The sequence below is a fragment of the Methylocaldum sp. GT1TLB genome (assembly GCF_051027445.1).
Taxonomy (GTDB): domain Bacteria; phylum Pseudomonadota; class Gammaproteobacteria; order Methylococcales; family Methylococcaceae; genus Methylocaldum.
The window spans coordinates 1771115-1791488 of record NZ_CP194898.1 but is presented as its reverse complement, the minus strand read 5'-3'; the positions used below and the strand labels follow the sequence as shown (position 1 = coordinate 1791488).

Sequence of the window (20374 nt, the reverse complement as noted above, 5' to 3'; positions counted from 1 at the left end):
CCGAGGTCTGCAATCGACCGGTTTGAACCATCCAATCCACGCGACTTGACCGTGGCAGAGCAACGTCCACTTCCTCCGACCGCGAGTGGTTTTCCACGAGGCATGTCGTCCCGACAAGCGAATTGCTGCATTCCCGGCCCAACTTGATTTCAATCCTTCCACACGCCGGCTACAGCGGCTCGACGAGCGGCACGCCGTATTCCTTCAACAACTTGTTGACTTGGCCGCGCTTCCTTGCCAGCGCTTCATCGAGCGCGGCCCGCAACGGCTCGTCGCCTTTTCGCACGCCCATCGCGATCGAAAATTCGAACGGCTGCGCTTGCGCCTCGGCGGGCGTCGGCAGGGGTACGACCTCTAGCTTGACCGGCTGGCGTTTGGCGAAGTAGCCCGCCAGCGGTCCCCAGGCGATCGCGACATCGACCTCGCCTCGGGAGACCGCCTCGATCAGGCGTGCCGGCGGATTGGGTTTCCGATAGTCGCCGTAAATGCTGTAGCCGACCACGTTCCGGATGATGCCGCGCCGTGCCAGGGCTTCGGCCGGGGGCGGATTGCTGTAGTCGTCGCCGATGAAGTGAAGACCGATCCTGAGCGTCCGAAGTCGCGGATCGTCGAGCGAACGCGGCGCGTAGCCGGCGTTCTTGCGGTATACCAGGGCGTAGCTGGAGCGGTAGTACGGTCGGGTCGTCAGGGCCATTTCGAATCCGCTAGGCACGCCCATGACCAGGTCGCAGCGCCCTGCGCTCAGCGTGTTCCGAAAGAAGCCACGGCGCTGTGCCCACCAGGTGTACTCCAGCTTGCGGCCGAGTTCGCGGGCCATGATCTTCGCCAGGCGATTCTCGAAGCCTTCGCCGCGCTGGTTGGAGAAGGGCAGGTTGTTGGGATCGGCGCAAATCCGCAGGATTTTCGTCCCTTCAGCGGCATAGGCGCTCGCGGCGACGCTCAGCGACAAACACAATGCCATCCGGCGCAAGCCTCCGATCATGGCTGCTCCTCCGGCAGCGCGAAGACGTATAAGGTGCCGCCTTCGCCCGTGACTTTGGGCAAGTCCTGCATCGCCCCGACGAAACCCAGTGCGCCGTACGGAACCTTGGGGTCCAACTCGCCCGACACCACCGCGCCGGACCAGCCGCCGACGCCCGCCAGCACCGCGACATATTGTTTGCCATCGGGGCCCCGGTAGGTGATGGGCTGGCCGATCACGCCGGAGCCGGTCCGAAACTTCCACAACTCCCGGCCGGTCTTTGCGTCCACCGCCTTGAACCAGCGGTCCATGGTCCCGTAGAACACCACATCGCCCGCCGTCGCCAGGGCGCCGCTCCAGGCCGGAAACGGCTCCTCGATGGCCCACACTTTCTTGTTCTGGACCGGGTCCCAGGCGGTAAAGAAGCCGCGGTTGCCGCCCGGTCCCGCCTTCATCGCGACTTCGGCGCCCACATAGGGCGTTCCCGCGATATAGCCCACTTCCATGGTTCTCATGTCGAAACAGAGGTTGTTGTGGGGCACGTAAAGAAAGCCCGTGCGCGGCGAATAAGCCATGGGCTGCCAGTCCTTGCCGCCCGGCGGGGCGGGGCAGATATCTTTCACGAACTTGCCGAGTTGCGGTTCTTTGCCGGTCGCCAGATCCGGGATGCCGGTCTTCAGGTCGACGCGCTTGACCGTGTTGGTATAGACGAACGGCTCGGCGGAAATGATTTCGCCGGTCAGCCGGTCCATCACGTACATGTAGCCGTTGCGGTCGGCATGCACCAAGACCTTGCGATCCTGGCCGCCGATATTCAGGTCGAGTAGCACGTTCTCGTTGATGCCGTCGTAGTCGTAGAGATCGTGCGGATTCCACTGGTAGGCCCAGCGCGCCATGCCGGTGTCGGGATCGCGGGCGAACACCGAAGAGGTCCATTTGTTGTCGCCGGGGCGTTGCACGGCATTCCAGGGGCCGGCGTTGGAGGTGCCGTAATAGATCAGATCGGCTTCCGGGTCGTAGGAAATCCAGCCCCAGACCGTCCCGCCGCCGATTTGCCAGGCCGTCTCGGACGGCCAGGTGGTCGCGCCCAGGTTCTCGCCGGTTACGTAAGGCGGCTTGAAATCCGGTCCGATCAATACGTCCTTGTCCGGCCCCGTGCTGTACGCCTGCCAGAGGATCCGGCCGTTACGGGTATCGAGCGCGGTGATCCAGCCGCGCACGCCCATCTCGCCGCCGCTGTTGCCGACCAGAACCTTGTTCTTCACCACGATGGGGGCCATGGTCATGGTTTCGCCCATGGCGATTTCGCCCAGCTTGGTTTTCCACGCTTCCTTGCCCGTGGCCGCATCGACCGCCACGGTATGATTGTCCAGCGTGTTGAAGAAGATTTTTCCCTCGGCGTAGGCCGCCCCGCGGTTCACCACGTCGCAACAGGCCACGCCCTGCGCGGCTCGGCTGGGGTTCGGCTTGTACACCCACTTGATCGCGCCGGCCTGATTCAAGTCCAAGGCGTAGAGAAGATTGGGCCAGGGGGTGACGAGGTACATCGTATCCTTCACGACCAGCGGCGCCGCCTCGTGGCCGTTGAGCACTCCGGTCGAAAACACCCAGGCGACGCGGAGCTGTTTGACGTTGCCGGCGTTGATCTGATCCAGGCCGCTGAAGCGGGTATTGGCGTAATTCTTGGCGGCCATCACCCATTGGCCGTCGTCCTGAGAAAGGCGGACGACCTCGTCCGAAGCCGGGGCATTCGCCAGCCATCCCGAACAGGCGGCAGAAATCAGCAAACACAGCATCGATCGGATCATCCGGTCTCTCCTCCAGCTGTAGATCAACAATCCTTTGCCGGAAAGCCGGCTTGTCGACCCGCTGTGTCGGGAAAGGATTCCCGACCTACTTCGGGCGCGACGTTAATCGTAGGTCGGCAATCCTTTGCCGACAAATGCGCCGTGAAAGGATTCCCGACCTACATCGGACGCGGTCCCAGCCATTCAGCGCAGAGTCTGGAGATAGGCGAGCACCGCCTGCAATTCCGGGCCGGAGAGATCCATGGTCGGCATGAAGCAGCCCGGCTTTTGCGCCTGCGCATCCGCGATCCATCCTCCGAGATTGCCCACCGTATTCGGGAGCGTCCCCGCGCCGATGTAACGCCGGCTCATCAGATGGGTCAGGTCGGGACCCAAAATGCCATAGGCAGCGGTTCCGCGGACGGCATGACAGACGCCGCAACGCTCGATGAACACCTGGTAACCCTCACGTTCGAGCTGCGCCACGGAAGGCGCTGCGCCGGCATCGCCGGCCAGGCAAATCGCGAGCGCGACAAGGTGCTTGAGTACCGGTGCCTTCATCGTTGGGAGCCGCGTCCACGACCCGAATCGGGATGGGCCGGCTTTTCCGTCGAGCCGGCGTCCGGTGCGGGCGCTCCGCCGAGCGTTCGGATATAGGTCACCAGTTGCCAAATGGACTGCGGCGGCAAGGCCCGGCTCCAGGCCGGCATACCGTTGGGACGGCCTTGCGCGATGCTGAGATAGATCGCGGCGGGTTCTCCGCCGTAGATCCAGTCGCGGTCGCTCAAGGGCGGACCCATGCCGCCTCCGCCCAAGGGGGCATGACAACCGCTGCAATTCAGGCTGTCGAACAGCTTTCGGCCCTGCACGATGGCGCCGGCATCGTTCGCGTACGGATTCTCGATCGGCAGTCCGCGCCGCGGGACGATCGGATTGCCGGAGATGGGCACTTCCAGCAATTGGGCGGCGCTGGGGCGATGCAGCGGTCTCGCCCCCCATTCCTGGCCAAATACGGGAAATAACGCCGATGATGCCGCTGCGGCGGCCGAGCTCAACAATACAAGGCGCTTAATGCTTCCCATCTAAAGCGGCCGATAAACGATTGAGGCGGGCGATACCTCAAATTAGACGAAAACGACGCGTCTGTCGTTAGCGGATATTACGTATGATCGAACGCGCCGGCAGGCTGAATCCGCGACTCTTTCTCGATCCGAAGCGGCGGAACTCCCACGATCTCGAAGGTTGCCGAAGCGAGTTCGATGCCGGCCTGTTCGAAGCCCTGGAGGATGTCGCGGCTCAGCGCGTCCTTGGCTTCGCGAATGCCGCGGTCGCGCACGATGAAGCGCACGGTCAGCTCCAGCCAATTATCGGTCAGGCGGTAATAGACCCGCGGCCCGATCTCGGTCGGTTTCAGGAAATAGCGCCGCTGCATCTCTTCCAAGGCCTCCTGCCCGAGCTTATTGGTCGTGATCGTGTGGCGCAGGGCAGCTTCCGTGACGATGCGCTCGGCGCGTTCGCGGTCGGCCCGGTACGGAATCGGGAGGCTCAGTTCTTCCCAAATATAGGGGAAGTCGCGGGTGTAGTTGTAAACCGGCTCGTCGAAAATCCTGGCGTTGCTGACCGTGACCAGACGGCCGGTGTATTCCCGGCTTCGCACCCACATGGCCGGATCGGCAGCCTGCACCGACGGCGGCTGGCCCATTTCCATGATCGTCGTCTGCATGAAGCCCAAGGCCACCACATCGCCGCGCACGCCGCCCATGACGATGCGGTCGCCCACATGGAAGGTCTTGCCTCTCAAGATCACGAAATAACCCGCTGCCGCGGTGACCACCCGCTGCAGGGCGAAAGCGAGACCTGCCGTCACGAGGCCCAAGGCGGTGGCGAGCCGGGTCGGGTCGTTGAACCAGATGGAGGCGAGTCCCAACAACAACAGAAAGGCGGTAATGAGCTGGATCGTTTGGCGCGCCCAGAATTCGGTCTGCTCGTCGGGGCGGCGGCGGAAGATGAATTTCGAGCCCTGACGGATCGCCCATCGCAACAGAAAAATCATGGCGATCAGGAGAAGACTCATCAGGAGCTTCTTGCCGTTCTCGGCATTGATGCCGACCAGCCGAATCCCGAAAATTTCCACGGCCCGGCTAGGGCCCACCAAGCGAATGATTTCATCCATGTCGGCAGTTTCCTGTTCGCCTTTACGGTACCGACCGGCGACGGACGGTTTTTATCCGCATTGGCTCGAATCCGGAAAGACAGAGCCCGATCGCGCAGCCTTTATTCCCCGAACGGCAGTTCCAAGCCCAGCGCCCGCAGCACCACGTCAGCCGCAAGAAACATCCCGAATCCGACCAGCAGAATTCGCAGCACTCGGGGCAGCCAACGGCGAAACAGCGTTTCCGGCCTGGCCCTCCACGGCACTTGCCGGCCGGGCAGCAGCTTATGGATCAGCAGCAGAATCAAGAGAGGCTAGGCCGCGGTCGAGGTCTCGTGTTCGCTGCCGCGCACCCCCGCCAGGCTCGAAGCGCCGCCGGTGTCGATGTTTTGCAGGACGCTGAAGCTGCCGTCGGTTTCCAGAACCACCGCGCCCACTTGGTCGGGCGACGCGATCCCCTGGGTGCGGAGAGCCTGCAGGATTTCTCCCTCGGTAACCCGTTCCGCCTTGAGCGCCGCGTGCAGGAATTGGCCTCGATGGAACAGCAGGCGCGGTTCGTCTTTGACCATACGGCTTACCGTGCTGGACCGGGCCGACAGCCAGGCCAAAGCCCACTGAAGAAAGATGAGCAGGGCGAAGGCCAGCACGCCATCGGCCAAGGTCACGTTCTTCGTCAGCAACACCGTCGCCAAGGTGGAACCCAATGCCACGGTCACCACGAGGTCGAAGGCGTTGAGCTTGGACAGGGTGCGTTTGCCCGAGACCCGCAAAAGCAGCACCAGCAGGACATAGGCGCACACACCCACCACGCCGGTTCTCACGAGACTCATCCAATTGTCGAAAAACATAGTGCCTCCTTGCGGTAAGAAATCCTTAGAAATATTAATCAGGCCCGTAAATACCCTCCTGGTATTTCGGGCCGCCGCCCAGGCCCGGTACACGCCCGGCCTGGGCTCACGCGGCTTGTCGCCGCGCCGGGGCATCCCTGCCCCGGATTAACCCGGCCTATAAATATAGGCCGGGTTAATAACACTGCCGTTCGCCGCGTCGTCGAATGTCCAGGGTGGCGCAATGGAACGAACCGCCGAGCGGCGCATAGCTCGCAAACGAGCAGGGAATCGGCTCGAAGCCGTGCCGTTCCAAGAGCCGTATCATCGACGGCTGGTCTTTTTCGACGATCATTCGCTTTTCGTCGATCGAGAGCACGTTGACGCTCAGCCAACGGCTGGACATGGATACGAGCTGTAGAAACGTGCTCGGCGTCGGATCGGGCTCGGGTGCGACCAGGATATCCCAAGACTTGAGCATCTCCGGAAGCCGGCCGACGTCGACGTATTCCGGATTGACCAGCAACCGGCTTTCCGCCAAAGGCAGAATGGTGGTGTCGATGTGCATGGGTTGCCGGCAGCGGCTTTCGATTTCGTGAACGCGGATAAATGCAACGTCTCTACCGTGATTCATGGGGTTTGCGCACAAGCCTCCGATGCCCTTTCTCGCCGGCCGATTGACATTTCACATTGCCGGAACGGAGGCCGTTCCACTATGCCTTATCGAAGTGACTCGGGCGGCATTGGATTGTTCCCTATGGCGGCATAGGTATCTGCACAATTTGTCACCCGGCACGGAAGGGTGGCTTTGGATGCTTGTGTAGATGCCTTGGTTAGGGCTGGCGGGACTATGTCTTAGCCGCGCGAAGGTTTAGAATCGATTCGGCGCTAACGGCAAGGATCGCCGGCGGGTGTTTCTTTCTCGGAAGTAATTGCACGTCTATCTGACATGGAGGTCCGATGGTGCATTCAATTCTAAACGCTACAGCGGCGGAGGCTCTGGCCATCGCCATTCGCAAACGTGTTCGCGGCGAGGTCCGGTTCGATTTCCGCAGCCGCGCGCTCTACGCGGCGGACGCAGCCGACTACCAGCAGATGCCGATCGGCGTGGTCATCCCGCGCGACGTCAACGACGTGGTCGAGACCGTTGCCGCCTGCCGCAAACACGATACGCCCATCACGACGCACGGGGGAGGAACCCGCTTGGCCGTGCCGTGGCGCAACTCCGTCGTGATCATCGACATGTCCAAGTATCTTCGGGGCGTTCTCGCCATCGACCCCTCACGGCAGCGGGCAGTCGTGGAGCCGGGATGCGCACTCGATTCTCTGCGGAGTAAAGCGGAGGAGCACCATCTGACCTTCGGTCCCGACCCATCGAACCACGCTCACTGCACTCTGGGCGGCATGATAGGCAGCAACGCGTGCGGACTGCACTCGGTCATGGCCGGGCATACCGCCGATAATGTCCACAGGTTGGACATCCTCACTTACGACGGGCTGCGCATGACCGTCGGTCCGACCTCGGAGGAGGATTTGGAGGCCATCATTCGCGGCGGCGGCCGGCGCGGGGAGATCTATGCCGGCCTAAAGGCGTTGCGCGACAAATACGCCGATACGATCCGGGCACGCTTTCCCAAGATTCCGCGCCGCCTCTCCGGCTATGCGATAGATCAATTGCTGCCCGAGAACGGCTTCAATCTCGCTCGCGCACTGGTCGGTACCGAGGAAACCTGCGTTATTGTCCTGCATGCGGAATTGCGCCTGGTGCCGAGCCCGCCCGTGCGCACGCTGCTGGTGCTGGGTTATCCGGACATTTTCCGGGCCGCCGACCACATTGCCGAACTCATGGCGTTCAAACCCATCGGCCTCGAAGGCATCGACGACTCGCTCGTCAGGTCCATGAAGGCCAAACAAATGCGCTTGGAGGAATTGCAACTGCTGCCCGCGGGGCGCGGCTGGCTGATCCTGGAGTTCGGAGGCGAAACTCAGGAAGAATCCGCCGGCAGAGCGCGGCAACTCATGGACGAACTGCGCTGCAAACCAGGGGCTCCGTCCATGAAGCTGCTGGACGATCCTCGCGATGAAGCCCGGATACGGAAGTTCCGGGAGGCCGGACTTACGGCGACTACCCATGGGGCGGGATTGCGGATGGTCCGGCCGATTTGGGAGGATGCGGCCGTGCATCCTCAGGATGTCGGTCCGTATTTGAGGGAATACCGGGCGTTGCTCGATAAATACGGTTATCGCTGTTCTTTGTACGGCCATTTCGGCGAGGGCTGTATCCACTATCGGATCGACTTCATCGCGCACGAACGCATCCGACATTGGAGGGCTTTCGTCGACGAAAAGACGGACCTTGTCGTGCGTTACAACGGTTCACTGTCCACCGAACAGGCCGACGAACCGGCACAAGCGGACCTTTTGCCCAAACTGTACGGCGACGCGTTGGTTCAAGCATTCCGCGAGTTCAAGGCGATTTGGGACCCGCAGAACCGGATGAACCCGGGCAGGGTGATGGATTCGTTCTCGTATGCGAGACCATTGCATCTGAGACGGGCGATGTGACTTCTAATGCAGGCTCCGGTTTTGCTGATGCTCGCCGTTGGCCGATCTCTTCTGCCATGGCTATGGCGACTGCAAGAGCATTTTTCGGTTTGGTTGTAGAAAGGTTCGTCGGCAAAGGATTGCCTACCTACGCCTAAAACTGACGATATAGTAGGTCGGCAATCCTTTGCCGACGAACCGCGTCAGGACTCGGCCAAGGCCCCCGTTCGGCTTTCGTCGACGAAGCGCTCGGTCGCCTCGTCCAGCGCGCGCGGCTTGCGTTCGCGGATCTCGTGGACGTAAAGGGTTTGCGGCTTGAATTTCTGCTCGCTGCGTTCGGGCGGCAGGGACATCTCGTATTTGACCGGGCGCCGGTGGTCCGCCAGTTGCAGTTCCGGGTTGAAGACGCTGTTGAATTTCCACAGGCTTTTCAGGAAGTTGGTCTGGCCCCGCAGCAGACGGCGGAAGACGATGCCGGCCGCGCCTTTGAGGGATTCCCAGCCCATGTGTTTCAGATTGAGCACCTGCTGGGTTTTCACCAGTTCCGCGTAGAACTCGGGCAGCGGCAGCCGGGTGGGCAGGACGGCATGCTGGATGTCGAACAAACGGTAGTCGCGGGTGGTCAGCTTTCGTGATTCGGTGTGCCAGGTTTCGGTGCCGGGGTAGGGCGTGTTGACGCTGATGTTGACGATCTCCGGAATCTCCAGACACCACTGGCGGATGGTTTCGAAGCGGTCCCGGTCCCAATCGGGGTCGGCGATGAGGTTGATGGCGACGGTGATCCCCAGGGAGCGGGCGAATTCGAGCGCCTCGAAGTTCTTGGACAGGCTCACCCGCTTCCGATAAAGAGCGAGACCGGCCTCGTCGATGGCCTCGACCCCGAGAAACATGTATTCCATGCCCAGCGTTTTCCAGAACCGGAACACGTCCTTGTTGCGGAGCAGCACGTCGCCCCGGGTCTCGAGGTAATACTCCTTCTTGATTCCGCGTCGGGCGATGGCTTCGCCGATTTCGAAGCCGTGCTTGTCCTGGATGAAAGCCACGTCGTCGACGATGAAGACGCCGGGTTCCCGGACGCGGCTCAGGTCCTCGACGATCTTCTGCGGGCTCATCACGCGGTAGCTGCGGCCGTAAAAGGTCCAGGCGCTGCAAAAGGAGCAGTCCCAGGGACAGCCGCGGGTGAATTCGACCGAGGCACAGGGATCGAGAGTGCCGAGGAAATATTTGCGGCGATGCCGCACCAAATCCCGAGCCGGGCTGACATCGTCGAGATCGGCCACGAAGCCGGGCGGCGGACCTTCGCCGTCGGCCGTGACGGCTCCCGGTACCTTATGCACCGAATCGCGGTCGTGCTCGATCGCCTCCAAGAGCTTCGGAAATCCGGCTTCGCCCTCGCCGCGCAGCACGCAATCGATCTTGCCCTCGCCGTGTTCCAGCAGGTCCTTGGCCGTGAACGAGGCGCTGTGCCCGCCGATGCAGACGAAGCTGTCGGGTAGCCGGTCCTTGGCGTCCTTGGCGAGATCGATCACTTCCGGAACATTGGCCAGGTAATTGAGGGCGAAGGCCACGACGTCCGGCCGCCAGGTTTCCAGCATCCGGTAGAAATCCCGGTGGGTCTCGACCTGAAGATCGATCAGGCGGACCGAGTGCCCCAGGCGGCGTGCCGATTCCGCGACCATTTCCAAACCTAAAGGCTCGAGACGGAGAAAGACCTTGGTGTACATCAGGGGACTGGGGTGGACGGCGAGAATTTTCATGGAGTGATCTCTTCTAGTTATTGGTTTGTCGATTCGTTCAGGAAAATCCTTGTTCCGCACCATCGGTCGGTGTCGGGTCAAAAGCAGACTATGAAATTTGGAGTCCATGTCAATGACGGAAATTCCTTTGAGGCGGCGCTCGCCATAAGAAAATTGTCATTCCGCCGGATTTCACGGGCTAGAGCGTTTTCCGAATCGGTGTAAGGGACTCGGATATGTAGGTCGGCAATCCCTTGCCGACGTATCGGCTCGGCGAAGGGCTTTGTCGGAAGGGTCGCGACTAAAGCGACCGTTTGCGATTGGGAAGGGATTGCCGACCTACGTTCTCCCCTCCTGGAACGAATCCGTACACCGGGATAGAAAACCCTCTATGAGGGCACGGGGCGCGCGCCGGTCGAGCAGGTATTCGGTCACGGGCGCCGGCTGCGGCGAGAGATATCGCGGCACCGGCTCGGCCTATCTCTCGTCTGAACGGTCGCCCAGCAGCGGCTTCAATGTGGTCAGAATGTCCCGCCGGTTCTGCGTGTACCAGAGATTGCCGAGATGGCCGCCGCGGGGGTAAATGGTTGCGCGGTCGCCGAAGATCCGTTCGGCGAATGTCAGGTCTTCGCCGGACACGAGGAAATCATCCGCATTGTGCATGAGATAAACCTTCGGATTGTCGCGCAAGGCCGGCGCGATGCCTTTCAGTGATGACTCTCTGACCAATTCCTCGAAGCCGAGCTTCCGTTTGCTGGTCCGCTCCAAATGCGGCACCAGGACCCGTTCGAGATAGCTCATGAGGTCGTACGATCGGGCTTCTTCCAGGCGGGCGCTTCGATATCCCCAGGTAATCGGTGCCCGAAGAAATCCCATCGCCGGATGAACCAAGGCGCTGACGTAAAGCGAGCTTCCCACGGGCTGACGCAAGGTCCATCCGATCAGATAGCGTATTTTTTCATCGTCCAGCTTGAGACGCCGGTCCCAGTGGGCGAAATAATCGGGATCCTCGATGTCCCGGCTGAGGGCGGCACTGCCAGTGCCGATGGCGTAGGACTGGATGTTCGATCTCTGCTTTTCCGTGTAGCGAGCTTCCAAGTCCGCCAGCTGCTCAATTGTGCGGATCGCCCCGAGCAGATCGATGGGAGGGTTGATCAGGAGAGTGGCGTCGAAGCCGATTTTCTTTCTTTCCGAGTCGAGTTTGCTCAAATGGGCCGCGGTCAACGCGCCGTGGCTCATCCCAATCAGGCCGATTCGGGTGATTTCCGGATGAAATCGCTCGCGTACGGCGTTCAGAGCCGATTGCATGGCTCGGTACATGTCCTCGCTGTCCCTTTCGGTGAGGCCGGGCAAGGCCGAGCGGCTGGCGCCCAAGGTGAAGTTCCAATGAAACGGGGAGGGCAGCGACAGCACTTGAAAACCATGGTCGGTAAGCAGCTGCGCGAGATAACGGGCGGCGCCCGAATAGGCGGAACCGCCGAATCCCGGCAGGAGAAACACCAGCGGCGCAGGTCCCGGATGCGGCGAATAGCGGATACGCAGTTTTCCTTTGCCTTCCAGCAGGTAAACATCGTTCCGGCCCGGAATCAGCTCCAGGTCCAAATGCTGGGTTTCCTCCCAGACATAGCGTTGTTCGCGGTCTTTCAGGATGGCGACGGTGGCGGTGGCGAGATAAGGATTCTTGTAGGGGTAGTGGTACGACGACTCGTCCACTCGTTTGGCGGACGCGATCTGGCAGATGCACAGCAACAATACGGCCGAGATTCCGCGCCATCGAAACATCGGATTTTTCCGGCGATATGGCATATCAGTCCTCGCTGAAGAAATCTGGCGTCTTCACGCCGGCCTGGTCCGCATGCAGCTTTACGCTTCGACTTAGGAGCCTGGAAACGGCAGTGGGCCGTTGTGGAGGATTGCGAAGAATCCCCCTGTCGCCTCTAGTGCACAGTGTTTGGTCCCGACTCTGGACCGAAGAGAACGTTCTACGCCTGGCCGGCTTATCCGGTATTGCCATGAGCAATCACAGGCGGCGCTTGCCGCCGGCACGTTCCATAACGTCCCACCGTTGACCGACAGGCGGCGATACCATTTGTGGAATTAGACCAGAGCGGGCATAACCGGTGCAACGGCGACGTGTGCGGCCCGCTGGGGTTAAGACCTGGTGGCGTTCGCTGCACCGAATTGGAAAACACTTGAGTCATCCACTCTGCCATGTCGGTTTGAACGACTGTCACCCATTCAAAAGCCACCCCAACCACCGGCGCATTCAAGCCGTCCGCCGGTGTGAACTTCGCCAGGCCGGGATTTCAATGAGGATGACGACATTCTCCCGCCAAAGCGTTCAGAACACGACCTCCTCCCCGAAGAAGCGCTGAAAAAGCCCTTTCGGGTTGGGAGGAGGTCGGGTAAGGGCTTTTCGATTAGCCAGTTACGCGCAGCGGTGGCTTCGGTGGACGAGTAATCGGCGCTTCCTTGGGCCGGAGGGCGGCTTGCCGGTCCGACCAACCCGGCGCGAGCGTCGTGCAGCAGCGTCACTCCCGCGAACAAGATGACTAGGGTCGTCACTTTCGCCCGACAAAACTGTCAGTACTCATCGCTCATGCGTTCGGGGTCATTCAGGTTTCATGCTTTCTTCCAGTTTTGCCTTTCCTGATTCATAGCGATTATGTCGTCCGAGCCCAAAGTGGAAAAGCTTGCTTCCACTCAGTGGCACGGGATATGCCAGGACACTGGACGATCGCGCGCAAACCCGCGGCGATAGTAACCGAGTTAGCAAAGCGGCGACGCCAGAGACAGCGGGGAAAGGCGCCCCATGCTGGGATTACGGGCTGTGCCTCAGCGCAAGATGCCGTGACGCATCGTCGCGGGAAATGCGGGAACTCCGGAAAGAATACGCAAATTCCGTACTGAATTCCGTGGCGACGAACCGTATCCGGTTGGCCGGTCGAATCTCAACGTTCCTTAGTTTGAACGGAACGCTCCTGTCTCGCTGTTTCGAATTACTAACAGGATTCGAAAACGCCATATCTGTATTTTAGGGGGGTTAATGAAAGTATTATTAAAAGTTTTACTAAACCATTTTTTTATTACTCTTGGTAATTCACTTCCAAGATACCTCTATTTCAATAAGATTCGACCAAGTTTTTACAGGATGGCAGGCTTAAATATCGAAAAGCGGGTAGTAATCACCGGGCCCCTTTCTTTGCGCGCAGATACTACGAATAAGATATTTATATCGGAAGGCACATATTTCAACAGCGAAACGAGATTTGGTTGTCAAGAGAGTGAAATACGAATCGGAAGGCACTGCCTGATCGGACCGCGGGTATCGATTGAGTCTGCAAGCCACGACGTTATTCACGAGGAGGGCAAAGGCAGAAGAGTCTTCACCAAACCTATAGTAGTGAAAGATAAAGTCTGGATAGGTGCAGGAGCGATTATTTTGCAGGGAGTTACGATCGGTGAAGGGGCGGTGATTGCGGCCGGAGCCGTTGTTCATAAAGACGTTCCGGACTACACGGTAGTCGGCGGGGTTCCTGCGAAGATACTGAAAAAAATTCAGGCATAAAGCTTTTGATTTGCCTAGGGCGTCAGGCTTTCATGACGAGTCCCGCCAGTTGCGTGATTTCGGACAGAACGGCCGCGACTAAGCCGGGTATCGCCATCGCCACCGGCGCGCTCAAACCGTCGCCCGGTCCGAATTCGGCATCGGCCGGGATTTCGACGAGCAGTATGATGACCTTGTCCGGCAGATCGTTCAGCGCCCGGCCCAGGGCCAGGGTTGCCGAAAGCCCGAGGTCGTGGCTGGAGCAGGGCTCAGAGCTGTCTTCGATCTGTTGCGCATCCAGGCGCCGGACCGAACCCGGCGCCGATCCGGATTGCGCGGCGTCGATCAGGATCGCGAGATTCGCGCCCCGCATGGCGTCGAGGAGATGGTTGCCGACCGGGGCGCAGACCTCCGCCGATACGAGTCCCTCGGGCAGCGCGCGGAAGCCGTCCGACAGCATCAGGTTTTCCACCGTGATCCAGCCGAGTCGGTCGTCGCCGAAAGGCGAACCCAGCCCCAGAACGCGGACCGGCGTCATTCGCGAATCACCTTCAGCTTCAGGAAATGCGTGGCGCAGGAAATGCACGGATCGTAGTTGCGGATGACCTTTTCTCCGTGCAGCCGCAATTCGCCGTCGCTGCGGTCGAGTCCGAAGGCTTCGATCGAGCGGTGCAGGTCCTCGGCGATGCGGGCCTGGTTCTGGCTAGTCGGAGGGACGATGCGCGCCTTGAGGATTTTGCCGTCCTCGCCGACATCGTAGCGGTGCCAGAGCAGTCCGCGCGGCGCCTCGGTGCAGCCGAACCCGCTGCCGACGCAGGTATGGCCGGAGACGAACGGGACGTCCGGCTCATAATTCTCGAGCAGGCGTATGGCTTCCACGATGGCGAGGTGAATCTCGACGGCGCGCGCCAGCATGCTGTGGAATACGTTGCGGGAAGGGAAGGGGATGCCAGTTTTCGCCAGCGTGGAGCGCACCGGTTCCGGCAGCCGATCCCAGTTCAGGTTGAGCCGCGCCAGGGGTCCGACCAGATAAGGCCGCCCTTCGAGCAGGGAATACAGCGCGGTGGAATGGGCTTCCTGGTGTTCATCGAAGCGGTCTTCGTACCGGTCGACCGGGATGTCGAGACCGGTGTCCGAAACGATGCGGCCGGAATAGAGCGGGTATTCGCTCGGGTGCCGCAGCGCCACGCTGACGAAGTCCTGTTGGTCTTGAGGCACATCGACACTCGCGGTCCAGGCGACCAGGTTTTCCGCATCCGGCAGAGCGGCTCGCAGCCGGTCCAAGAGCTTTGTCACCCGGTCCTTGGGCGGCGCGGAATGGAACCCGCCGAGCCGCGCGCCCACCGGATGCACCGAGCGCGCGCCGAACAGCCGGATCAGTTCGTTGCCGAGACTTTGAAGGCGCAGCCCGCGGCGGACCTCGTCCGGATAATCCCGCGCCATTTCCGGAGCGCTGGAGTATCCGAAGAAATCGGGCGCCGCCAGCAGGTGGATGTGCAGGCTATGGCTCTGAATCCATTCGCCGCAGTACATGGCCCGGCGCATGGCTTCTATCCAGGGCGTGGAGCGCCAGCCGAACAGGCTTTCCAGGGCCTGCACCGCGCTCATCTGGTAGGCCACCGGACAGATGCCGCAGATCCGCGCCACCATATCGGGTACCTCGAAGGCCTCGCGGCCCTCCAGGAACTTCTCGAACAGGCGCGGCGGCTCGCCGATGCTGAACTTCAGGTGTTCGATGCGGCCGTCGCGGATATGGAGATCGAGGGCGCCTTCGCCCTCGACCCGCGCCAGGACGGGCACGTTGATCTTGATTTCCCGGCGCTCGTTCATGATTTCTCCTTCCAATGCTTGCCGGCTTCGCGGAAGGCTTCGGCCTCGCTGTTGATGTAGCGGAAGCGGCGGGCGATGCGCTCCGCGGGCATGCCTTTCTGCTCGAACCAGCGGCCCCAGGAGTCGCCGTTGATGTTCTCCGCCGGTCCGTAGCAGCCGTAGCAGTCGCGGCCTATGCCGGGGCACAGCACGCCGCAGCCGGTGCGGGTGACCGGTCCCATGCAGTGCTGCCCCTTGGCCACCATGACGCAGACGATGTTTTTCCGCTTGCATTCCATGCAGATTTTTTCGTTTTCGTCCCGCGGCGGGGCGCCGAGTAGCAGCGAGCTCACCGTCGCCATGACCTGCCGGGTGTTGACTGGGCAGCCCCAGAGCTCCATGTCTACGGGCACATTGGCGGCGATGGGCGTCGCCGTGTCCAGATGGTCGATCTTCGAGGGATCGGAATAGACGTCGGCGAACCAGCGGGCGGCGTCCGCCTGGTTGCGCAGCGCCTGCAGGCAGCCCGAGGTGGCGCAGGCGCCGATGGGTACGAGGAAGCGAGTGTTTTCGCGGATGCGGCGGATGCGCTCCCGCTCTTCGTGGGTGGAGATGCTGCCTTCGATGAAGGCGAGGTCGGCCGGCGCATCGGGGTCGACGATGCCCGCTTCGGCAAAGTGCACCACGTCCGCCAGCTCGAACAGTTCCACCAGTTTTTCGCCGGCATTGAGAAAGGCCAGCTGACAACCATCGCAGGACGAAAATTTATGGACGGCGACGCGAAGCTTCTTGTCCATGTCAGAACCCCTTCTTGCCCAGGAGGGCCTTCAATTCGGGATAGGGAAACACCGGGCCGTTGCGGCACACGAAGGGCGCGCCGATCATGCAGTGTCCGCAATGGCCGATGCCGCAGTGCATGTTGCGCTCCATGCTGAGCCAGATGTTCCCGTCGGCCACGCCGCGCTGGCCGAGCTCGTAGATGGAAGCACGCATCATCGGCTCGGGGCCGCACAGGAAGACGATGGTCTGGCCGGGATCGATATGGGTCCGGTCGAACAGCGCCGTCACCAGGCCCTGATGCCAGGTCCAGCCGGGCTCGGCCACTTCCGCCGCCAAAAGCACCTGCGTATCCGGCAATTCCCTCCATCGCTGGTACTGCTCGTGCCAGATGAGGTCGTCGGAGCGTTTGACGCCTTGCATGATCAAGAGCCGCCGGAAGCGCTCGCGCCGCGCCACGATGTAGCGGATGACCGAAACCAGCGGCGCGCAGCCGAGCCCTCCGGTGATGAGCGCGACATCCTTTCCCTGAGCTTCGAGCAGAGGCCATCCGCGCCCGTAGGGACCGCGCACGCCGATCCGGTCGCCCGGCTGGAGCCGGCTCAGCGCGCGGGTGACGCGGCCGACGGCCCTGATCGTGTGGTCCAGCGTTTCCGTCTCGTCGGGATCGGAGACGATGGAAATCGCCACCTCGCCGATACCGTAGAGGTAAATCATGTTGAACTGGCCGGGTACGTATCCGTAGGCGCCTTGGGCGGCCGGATCGGTGAACCTCAGCTTCAGGGTGAAGATGGTCGGCGCCTCCTGGACGCGTTCGACGATTTCGGCTTCGCGCGGCAGATAAGGATTTTGCATGGGCCTCCTCAGCGGCAGATGGCCGCCAGTTCTTCCGTAATGTCGATCCCCACCGGACACCAGGTGATGCAGCGCCCGCAGCCCACGCAGCCGGAGCGCCCGAACTGGTCGTGCCAGCTGCCCACCTTGTGAGTCAGCCATTGCCGATAACGGGTGCGGGTATCGGGACGGATGGTGATGCCGTGGATGTAGCTGTGCCTCTGGGTAAAGCAGGAATCCCATTCCCGATAGTGTTCGCTGCGGCTCCCGTCGAGGCTCGGCACATCGTTCTCGCTATGGCAGAAGCAGGTGGGGCAGACTAGGGTGCAATTAGTGCAGGAAAGGCAACGCTGCGCCACCTCGTTCCAGCGGGGATGATCGAGACGGGCAAACAGCACGTCCTTGAGATTGCGTGACGGAACGCCCTTGACCTGCCGACGGCCGGCGTCCTCGATCTCCCGGTCGGCGGTTTCGATTTGTTCGGCGCTCGCTTTCTTGACCGGCAGTCCGGCGAGAATCCGCTCGCCCTTTTCGCTTCGCGCCTCGATCAAAAAGCCCTCGTCCAGCTCCGACAGAGCGAGATCGTAGCCGTAGCTTGCCCGAGGTCCGTCGCCGGTCGAGGCGCAAAAGCAGTTGAGGGAGGGGTGGGTGCAATGGACCGCGATCAGGAACAGCTTTTGCCGCCGCGCCGTGTACCAGGGGTCGGGATGCTCGCCCTGCATGAAATGCCGGTCGTAGATGTAGAGCGCGGCCAGATCGCAGGCTCTGGCGCCGATGACGGCTACGGGTTCGGCTTGCGGCGATTCGCCGGCGAATTCGACGGACCCGTCGGCCTTGCGCTCCGCGGTCCAGAGCTTGTCGCGGCCGGCGAAGGTCAGCGGGCGCAGAGCTTGCGGTCCGTTGGCCCAGGCAAAGAAGCGCGGCTCGGCGGTTTGTTCCAGCCCGTATTGGCCCGGCGCTTGCCGGTCGTGGATACCCTGCGGCAGATCCTCGACGCCGGAAATCGGCTCGTAAACGATGGCTCCGTCCCTGACGCGCGGACCGATGCATCGATAACCGGCGGAAATCAGTTCGGACAAGAGTCTCGGAAATTCGCTCCGGGGCAGAAAGTTGCGTCGCTCGGCCATGGTTTGGACTTCCTGTTGCATTACCGCTTACCCATGGCAAGCGTGGCGTTCGGAGGATTGTAAATCGTTTCGGACATCCGTGAAACGATGAAACGGCGCAGACCGGTCTCTTACGAAAATAGACCAATGGGCCCCGAACGGACCGTTCACCCCGAGCGTACGGAAGGGTTTCAAGCGCCTAATGGGATTGGATCCTAGCGCGGTCTCGCCATGCTGTATTTCTCGAGAATGGATTCAGCCTCGTCGGAACGCAGGAACGCCAGCCAATCCTTCGCGGCACCCGGATTTCGGGCGTTCTTGGCGATGGCGGCGGCCTGTATGCCCTCGCGGTTGTGTTTCGGCGGGATCGGAACGAAGTCGATAGGATGGCCGATCATCATCTGGTATCGCGGCTCGCTGATCCAGGTCACCCCGGCGTCGACCTTGCCCTGCATGATCCAGAGCGGCGTCTGCCGATGATGAATTTCGGTCAGGAATGCCTCGCCCTTTTTCACCTTGGTATCGTAGATTTCCCGGACCAGATCCTCACCGCCCGCCTGCCGGAGAGCGGCTTTGATCTGCTCGGAAATGCCCTCGGTTTCCGGATCGGGATTGGCGAGCCGCACACCCGGCTTGCCGAGATCTTCCAGCGAATGGATGTCCTTGAGATTGCCTTTTTTCACCATGATGGCGAGGCGATTCTTAATGAAACGCACCGGCGGACCTTGCAAGACGCCCTGTTCGATCAGGTCGGCGATCCGTTTTTCTCCGGCCTGGACCACGTCGGGCTGGATCGACAGGGTAAGATTGCCCACGGTAATCGTGTTGTGGTCTTGAAGTTGTTTCACGATGACGCCCGGCGGAAGCGTTTCGTAGAAGATTCGTCCCCGGAGTTCGGGCTTTTGCCGCTCGAATGCGTCGACCAGTTCTTCCAGGGCGAAAAAGTAGTTGCCGCCGGCAAATACGACGAACTCGGCCGCAGCCGGATTGCCGTGGAAATCCGGCATGTTGTCGACTTCCGGCACCGTGAACACGACACCGGGATGGGCAGCGGGAGGCGTTTCTCCTTGCCAAGGCGGGAAGACGGCGGGCAATGCGGCGGTGGCCGAAGTATCCGCGCTCATGATCGACTCCGCGAACAGAAAGGCCGAAACGGCCAGCCAGAGGTGTTTCCACACGTCGGCTACTCCATCGGTTAAGAGGACGGCATGCTTCTTTAATCCGGAATCAGGGCGTACCCGTCCATCTGATACAGCGGGAGTACGGACAGAGCCGAAAGCGCCACCGTGATGTCCGGATTGACGTCGGCCGGCTCGAATTCCTTTTCCGCCAGAGCTTGCCCGCAGACGTAAAGCGTAACGCCGGCTTTCTTCAGCGCCTGGATCAGTTCCGTGTTGGGGTTTCCGTTGCCGAACCGGTTGCGGTAGCGTTCGTCCTTCAGAATCGCCGGGGTCGCCGAGCCGTGCACCACCAGAACCAGCTTCAGGCGTTCGATTGGCACGCCGGCCAGGGCGAAGGTGTTGATCAGCCGGGCCACGTGATCCAGCCCTTCGTTCGGCTTTTCGGGCGTCTCGGCGCCTTGGGTGATGTCGAACAGCACCTTGTAAGTCCGATCCGGCGAAGGCCGCGCCGCCGCATCCGGATACGGCCGAACCTTGCCGTAGCCCCGGATGGCGGGGTATTCCCATCCGGACTTGGATTCCGCCGAAGCCTGGTCCATCGAGCTGCCGATTAGCAGACCCGCCAAAACGAAGGTCGTCCTTTTGGACATGCCGGTCTCCTTTTCGGGAACGGTAAAGAAGCGGAGCTCAGATCTCGACCGCCCGAGACACGGTGTCGGCATCGCGGGCGGCCTGACCTCCCGCAATCGACTCGAAGTCGCCTCGGAGTGCCTTCAGTGCGTATTTTTCCCGGTCGATCTCGCGCCGTGTGCGGATGCCGAGCCGACGGAACACGGAAACCGGCGGACACCAGCCTTGCAGCGCGTGTTGAAGGAGGAAGCCGGCGACGCCGGTCGAAAGCCATAGCCAACGGCGGCTGTGTATTTGGGACAAGGCCAAGCCGGCGAGAGAAAAACTGGCGGCATTGGCTTCCAATACCCTCTCGATGTCCCACTCCCGGTCCAGCGCATCGATTCGGCGCGTCAGGGTTTCCCGGCTCGTACCGGCGTACTGGCTGATAGTCGCGCGAATTTCGTCGTCGATGCGCGCGTTGATGTCCGGGGGCGTATGCCGTCGGACCCGATCGGTTTCATAAGGCTGAATTGCAGTCATCTTCGATCCCCTCGGATGTTT

General features: G+C 61.3%; 20 protein-coding genes. 2 read left to right on the top strand and 18 right to left on the bottom strand.

Annotation, left to right across the window (positions count from 1 at the left end; translation table 11 throughout):
- Positions 1–169: 169 nt before the first annotated feature.
- From ACR2R1_RS07760 to ACR2R1_RS07725, 8 genes are all read right to left on the bottom strand, one after another.
- Positions 170–982, bottom strand: a complete 813-nt coding sequence (locus ACR2R1_RS07760; protein ID WP_156879816.1) for a substrate-binding domain-containing protein — start codon at positions 980–982, stop codon at positions 170–172.
- Complete coding sequence (locus ACR2R1_RS07755) at positions 979–2769, bottom strand: methanol/ethanol family PQQ-dependent dehydrogenase (RefSeq protein WP_434113411.1); 1791 nt, start codon at positions 2767–2769, stop codon at positions 979–981. Before ACR2R1_RS07755 ends, ACR2R1_RS07760 begins: the two co-directional genes overlap by 4 nt.
- A 183-nt stretch (positions 2770–2952) precedes the next feature.
- Positions 2953–3309 carry a c-type cytochrome gene (locus ACR2R1_RS07750; protein ID WP_434113409.1) on the bottom strand — a complete coding sequence of 119 codons (357 nt, stop codon included), beginning with the start codon at positions 3307–3309 and terminating at the stop codon, positions 2953–2955.
- Positions 3306–3830: a c-type cytochrome gene (locus ACR2R1_RS07745; RefSeq protein WP_156879819.1), complete on the bottom strand. Its 525-nt coding sequence runs from the start codon at positions 3828–3830 to the stop codon at positions 3306–3308. Before ACR2R1_RS07745 ends, ACR2R1_RS07750 begins: the two co-directional genes overlap by 4 nt.
- Positions 3831–3907: 77 nt before the next feature.
- The gene (locus ACR2R1_RS07740; RefSeq protein ID WP_077730670.1) at positions 3908–4921 is read right to left on the bottom strand and encodes a mechanosensitive ion channel family protein; all 1014 of its coding nucleotides are present in this window, start codon (positions 4919–4921) and stop codon (positions 3908–3910) included.
- 101 nt (positions 4922–5022) lie between these two features.
- Positions 5023–5208, bottom strand: a complete 186-nt coding sequence (locus ACR2R1_RS07735; protein ID WP_077730669.1) for a hypothetical protein — start codon at positions 5206–5208, stop codon at positions 5023–5025.
- Positions 5209–5214: 6 nt separating this feature from the next.
- Positions 5215–5748 carry a DUF421 domain-containing protein gene (locus ACR2R1_RS07730; RefSeq protein WP_077730668.1) on the bottom strand — a complete coding sequence of 178 codons (534 nt, stop codon included), beginning with the start codon at positions 5746–5748 and terminating at the stop codon, positions 5215–5217.
- A gap of 175 nt (positions 5749–5923) precedes the next feature.
- Positions 5924–6361 carry a hypothetical protein gene (locus ACR2R1_RS07725; protein WP_077730667.1) on the bottom strand — a complete coding sequence of 146 codons (438 nt, stop codon included), beginning with the start codon at positions 6359–6361 and terminating at the stop codon, positions 5924–5926.
- Positions 6362–6687: 326 nt separating this feature from the next.
- Here ACR2R1_RS07725 and ACR2R1_RS07720 point away from each other — a divergent pair, with 326 nt between their 5' ends.
- Entirely contained in the window at positions 6688–8292 is a 1605-nt protein-coding gene (locus tag ACR2R1_RS07720; RefSeq protein WP_434113405.1) for an FAD-binding oxidoreductase, read from the top strand.
- A gap of 182 nt (positions 8293–8474) precedes the next feature.
- Here the strand turns inward: ACR2R1_RS07720 and hpnR are convergent, their stop codons facing one another.
- Positions 8475–10028, bottom strand: a complete 1554-nt coding sequence (gene hpnR / locus ACR2R1_RS07715) for a hopanoid C-3 methylase HpnR (protein ID WP_434113403.1) — start codon at positions 10026–10028, stop codon at positions 8475–8477.
- A gap of 456 nt (positions 10029–10484) precedes the next feature.
- The gene (locus ACR2R1_RS07710) at positions 10485–11789 is read right to left on the bottom strand and encodes an alpha/beta hydrolase (RefSeq protein ID WP_434113402.1); all 1305 of its coding nucleotides are present in this window, start codon (positions 11787–11789) and stop codon (positions 10485–10487) included.
- Between the two features lie 1264 nt (positions 11790–13053).
- Here ACR2R1_RS07710 and ACR2R1_RS07705 point away from each other — a divergent pair.
- Positions 13054–13575 carry an acyltransferase gene (locus tag ACR2R1_RS07705; protein ID WP_139841022.1) on the top strand — a complete coding sequence of 174 codons (522 nt, stop codon included), beginning with the start codon at positions 13054–13056 and terminating at the stop codon, positions 13573–13575.
- 22 nt (positions 13576–13597) lie between these two features.
- On the opposite strand, the gene ACR2R1_RS07700 is transcribed toward ACR2R1_RS07705, so the two are convergent.
- From ACR2R1_RS07700 to ACR2R1_RS07665, 8 genes are all read right to left on the bottom strand, one after another.
- The gene (locus tag ACR2R1_RS07700; RefSeq protein WP_434113399.1) at positions 13598–14092 is read right to left on the bottom strand and encodes a hydrogenase maturation protease; all 495 of its coding nucleotides are present in this window, start codon (positions 14090–14092) and stop codon (positions 13598–13600) included.
- A complete protein-coding gene (locus ACR2R1_RS07695) occupies positions 14089–15384 on the bottom strand; it encodes a Ni/Fe hydrogenase subunit alpha (RefSeq protein ID WP_434113397.1) in 1296 nt (431 codons plus the stop codon). The genes ACR2R1_RS07700 and ACR2R1_RS07695 overlap by 4 nt, the downstream gene beginning before the upstream one ends.
- Positions 15381–16160 carry a hypothetical protein gene (locus ACR2R1_RS07690; protein WP_434113395.1) on the bottom strand — a complete coding sequence of 260 codons (780 nt, stop codon included), beginning with the start codon at positions 16158–16160 and terminating at the stop codon, positions 15381–15383. Before ACR2R1_RS07690 ends, ACR2R1_RS07695 begins: the two co-directional genes overlap by 4 nt.
- Before the next feature lies 1 nt (position 16161).
- Positions 16162–16995, bottom strand: a complete 834-nt coding sequence (locus tag ACR2R1_RS07685) for an FAD/NAD(P)-binding protein (protein ID WP_119629439.1) — start codon at positions 16993–16995, stop codon at positions 16162–16164.
- An 8-nt stretch (positions 16996–17003) separates the two neighbouring features.
- Positions 17004–18101 carry a 4Fe-4S dicluster domain-containing protein gene (locus tag ACR2R1_RS07680; protein ID WP_347258198.1) on the bottom strand — a complete coding sequence of 366 codons (1098 nt, stop codon included), beginning with the start codon at positions 18099–18101 and terminating at the stop codon, positions 17004–17006.
- A 194-nt stretch (positions 18102–18295) separates the two neighbouring features.
- A complete protein-coding gene (locus ACR2R1_RS07675) occupies positions 18296–19258 on the bottom strand; it encodes an extracellular solute-binding protein (protein WP_156879825.1) in 963 nt (320 codons plus the stop codon).
- A 38-nt stretch (positions 19259–19296) separates the two neighbouring features.
- Positions 19297–19851, bottom strand: a complete 555-nt coding sequence (locus tag ACR2R1_RS07670; RefSeq protein ID WP_166642542.1) for a DsrE family protein — start codon at positions 19849–19851, stop codon at positions 19297–19299.
- 37 nt (positions 19852–19888) lie between these two features.
- Positions 19889–20353, bottom strand: coding sequence for a YgaP family membrane protein (locus ACR2R1_RS07665; RefSeq protein WP_077730658.1), 465 nt, complete (start codon positions 20351–20353; stop codon positions 19889–19891).
- Positions 20354–20374 lie beyond the last annotated feature (21 nt).

What these genes read in the sequence shown, in the direction of transcription:
- ACR2R1_RS07760 (WP_156879816.1), bottom strand. Translation starts at nt 982, where the DNA reads ATGATCGGAGGCTTGCGCCGGATGGCATTGTGTTTGTCGCTGAGCGTC.
- ACR2R1_RS07755 (WP_434113411.1), bottom strand. Translation starts at nt 2,769, where the DNA reads ATGATCCGATCGATGCTGTGTTTGCTGATTTCTGCCGCCTGTTCGGGA.
- ACR2R1_RS07750 (WP_434113409.1), bottom strand. Translation starts at nt 3,309, where the DNA reads ATGAAGGCACCGGTACTCAAGCACCTTGTCGCGCTCGCGATTTGCCTG.
- ACR2R1_RS07745 (WP_156879819.1), bottom strand. Translation starts at nt 3,830, where the DNA reads ATGGGAAGCATTAAGCGCCTTGTATTGTTGAGCTCGGCCGCCGCAGCG.
- ACR2R1_RS07740 (WP_077730670.1), bottom strand. Translation starts at nt 4,921, where the DNA reads ATGGATGAAATCATTCGCTTGGTGGGCCCTAGCCGGGCCGTGGAAATT.
- ACR2R1_RS07730 (WP_077730668.1), bottom strand. Translation starts at nt 5,748, where the DNA reads ATGTTTTTCGACAATTGGATGAGTCTCGTGAGAACCGGCGTGGTGGGT.
- ACR2R1_RS07725 (WP_077730667.1), bottom strand. Translation starts at nt 6,361, where the DNA reads ATGAATCACGGTAGAGACGTTGCATTTATCCGCGTTCACGAAATCGAA.
- ACR2R1_RS07720 (WP_434113405.1), top strand. Translation starts at nt 6,688, where the DNA reads ATGGTGCATTCAATTCTAAACGCTACAGCGGCGGAGGCTCTGGCCATC.
- hpnR (WP_434113403.1), bottom strand. Translation starts at nt 10,028, where the DNA reads ATGAAAATTCTCGCCGTCCACCCCAGTCCCCTGATGTACACCAAGGTC.
- ACR2R1_RS07710 (WP_434113402.1), bottom strand. Translation starts at nt 11,789, where the DNA reads ATGTTTCGATGGCGCGGAATCTCGGCCGTATTGTTGCTGTGCATCTGC.
- ACR2R1_RS07705 (WP_139841022.1), top strand. Translation starts at nt 13,054, where the DNA reads ATGAAAGTATTATTAAAAGTTTTACTAAACCATTTTTTTATTACTCTT.
- ACR2R1_RS07700 (WP_434113399.1), bottom strand. Translation starts at nt 14,092, where the DNA reads ATGACGCCGGTCCGCGTTCTGGGGCTGGGTTCGCCTTTCGGCGACGAC.
- ACR2R1_RS07695 (WP_434113397.1), bottom strand. Translation starts at nt 15,384, where the DNA reads ATGAACGAGCGCCGGGAAATCAAGATCAACGTGCCCGTCCTGGCGCGG.
- ACR2R1_RS07690 (WP_434113395.1), bottom strand. Translation starts at nt 16,160, where the DNA reads ATGGACAAGAAGCTTCGCGTCGCCGTCCATAAATTTTCGTCCTGCGAT.
- ACR2R1_RS07685 (WP_119629439.1), bottom strand. Translation starts at nt 16,995, where the DNA reads ATGCAAAATCCTTATCTGCCGCGCGAAGCCGAAATCGTCGAACGCGTC.
- ACR2R1_RS07680 (WP_347258198.1), bottom strand. Translation starts at nt 18,101, where the DNA reads ATGGCCGAGCGACGCAACTTTCTGCCCCGGAGCGAATTTCCGAGACTC.
- ACR2R1_RS07670 (WP_166642542.1), bottom strand. Translation starts at nt 19,851, where the DNA reads ATGTCCAAAAGGACGACCTTCGTTTTGGCGGGTCTGCTAATCGGCAGC.
- ACR2R1_RS07665 (WP_077730658.1), bottom strand. Translation starts at nt 20,353, where the DNA reads ATGACTGCAATTCAGCCTTATGAAACCGATCGGGTCCGACGGCATACG.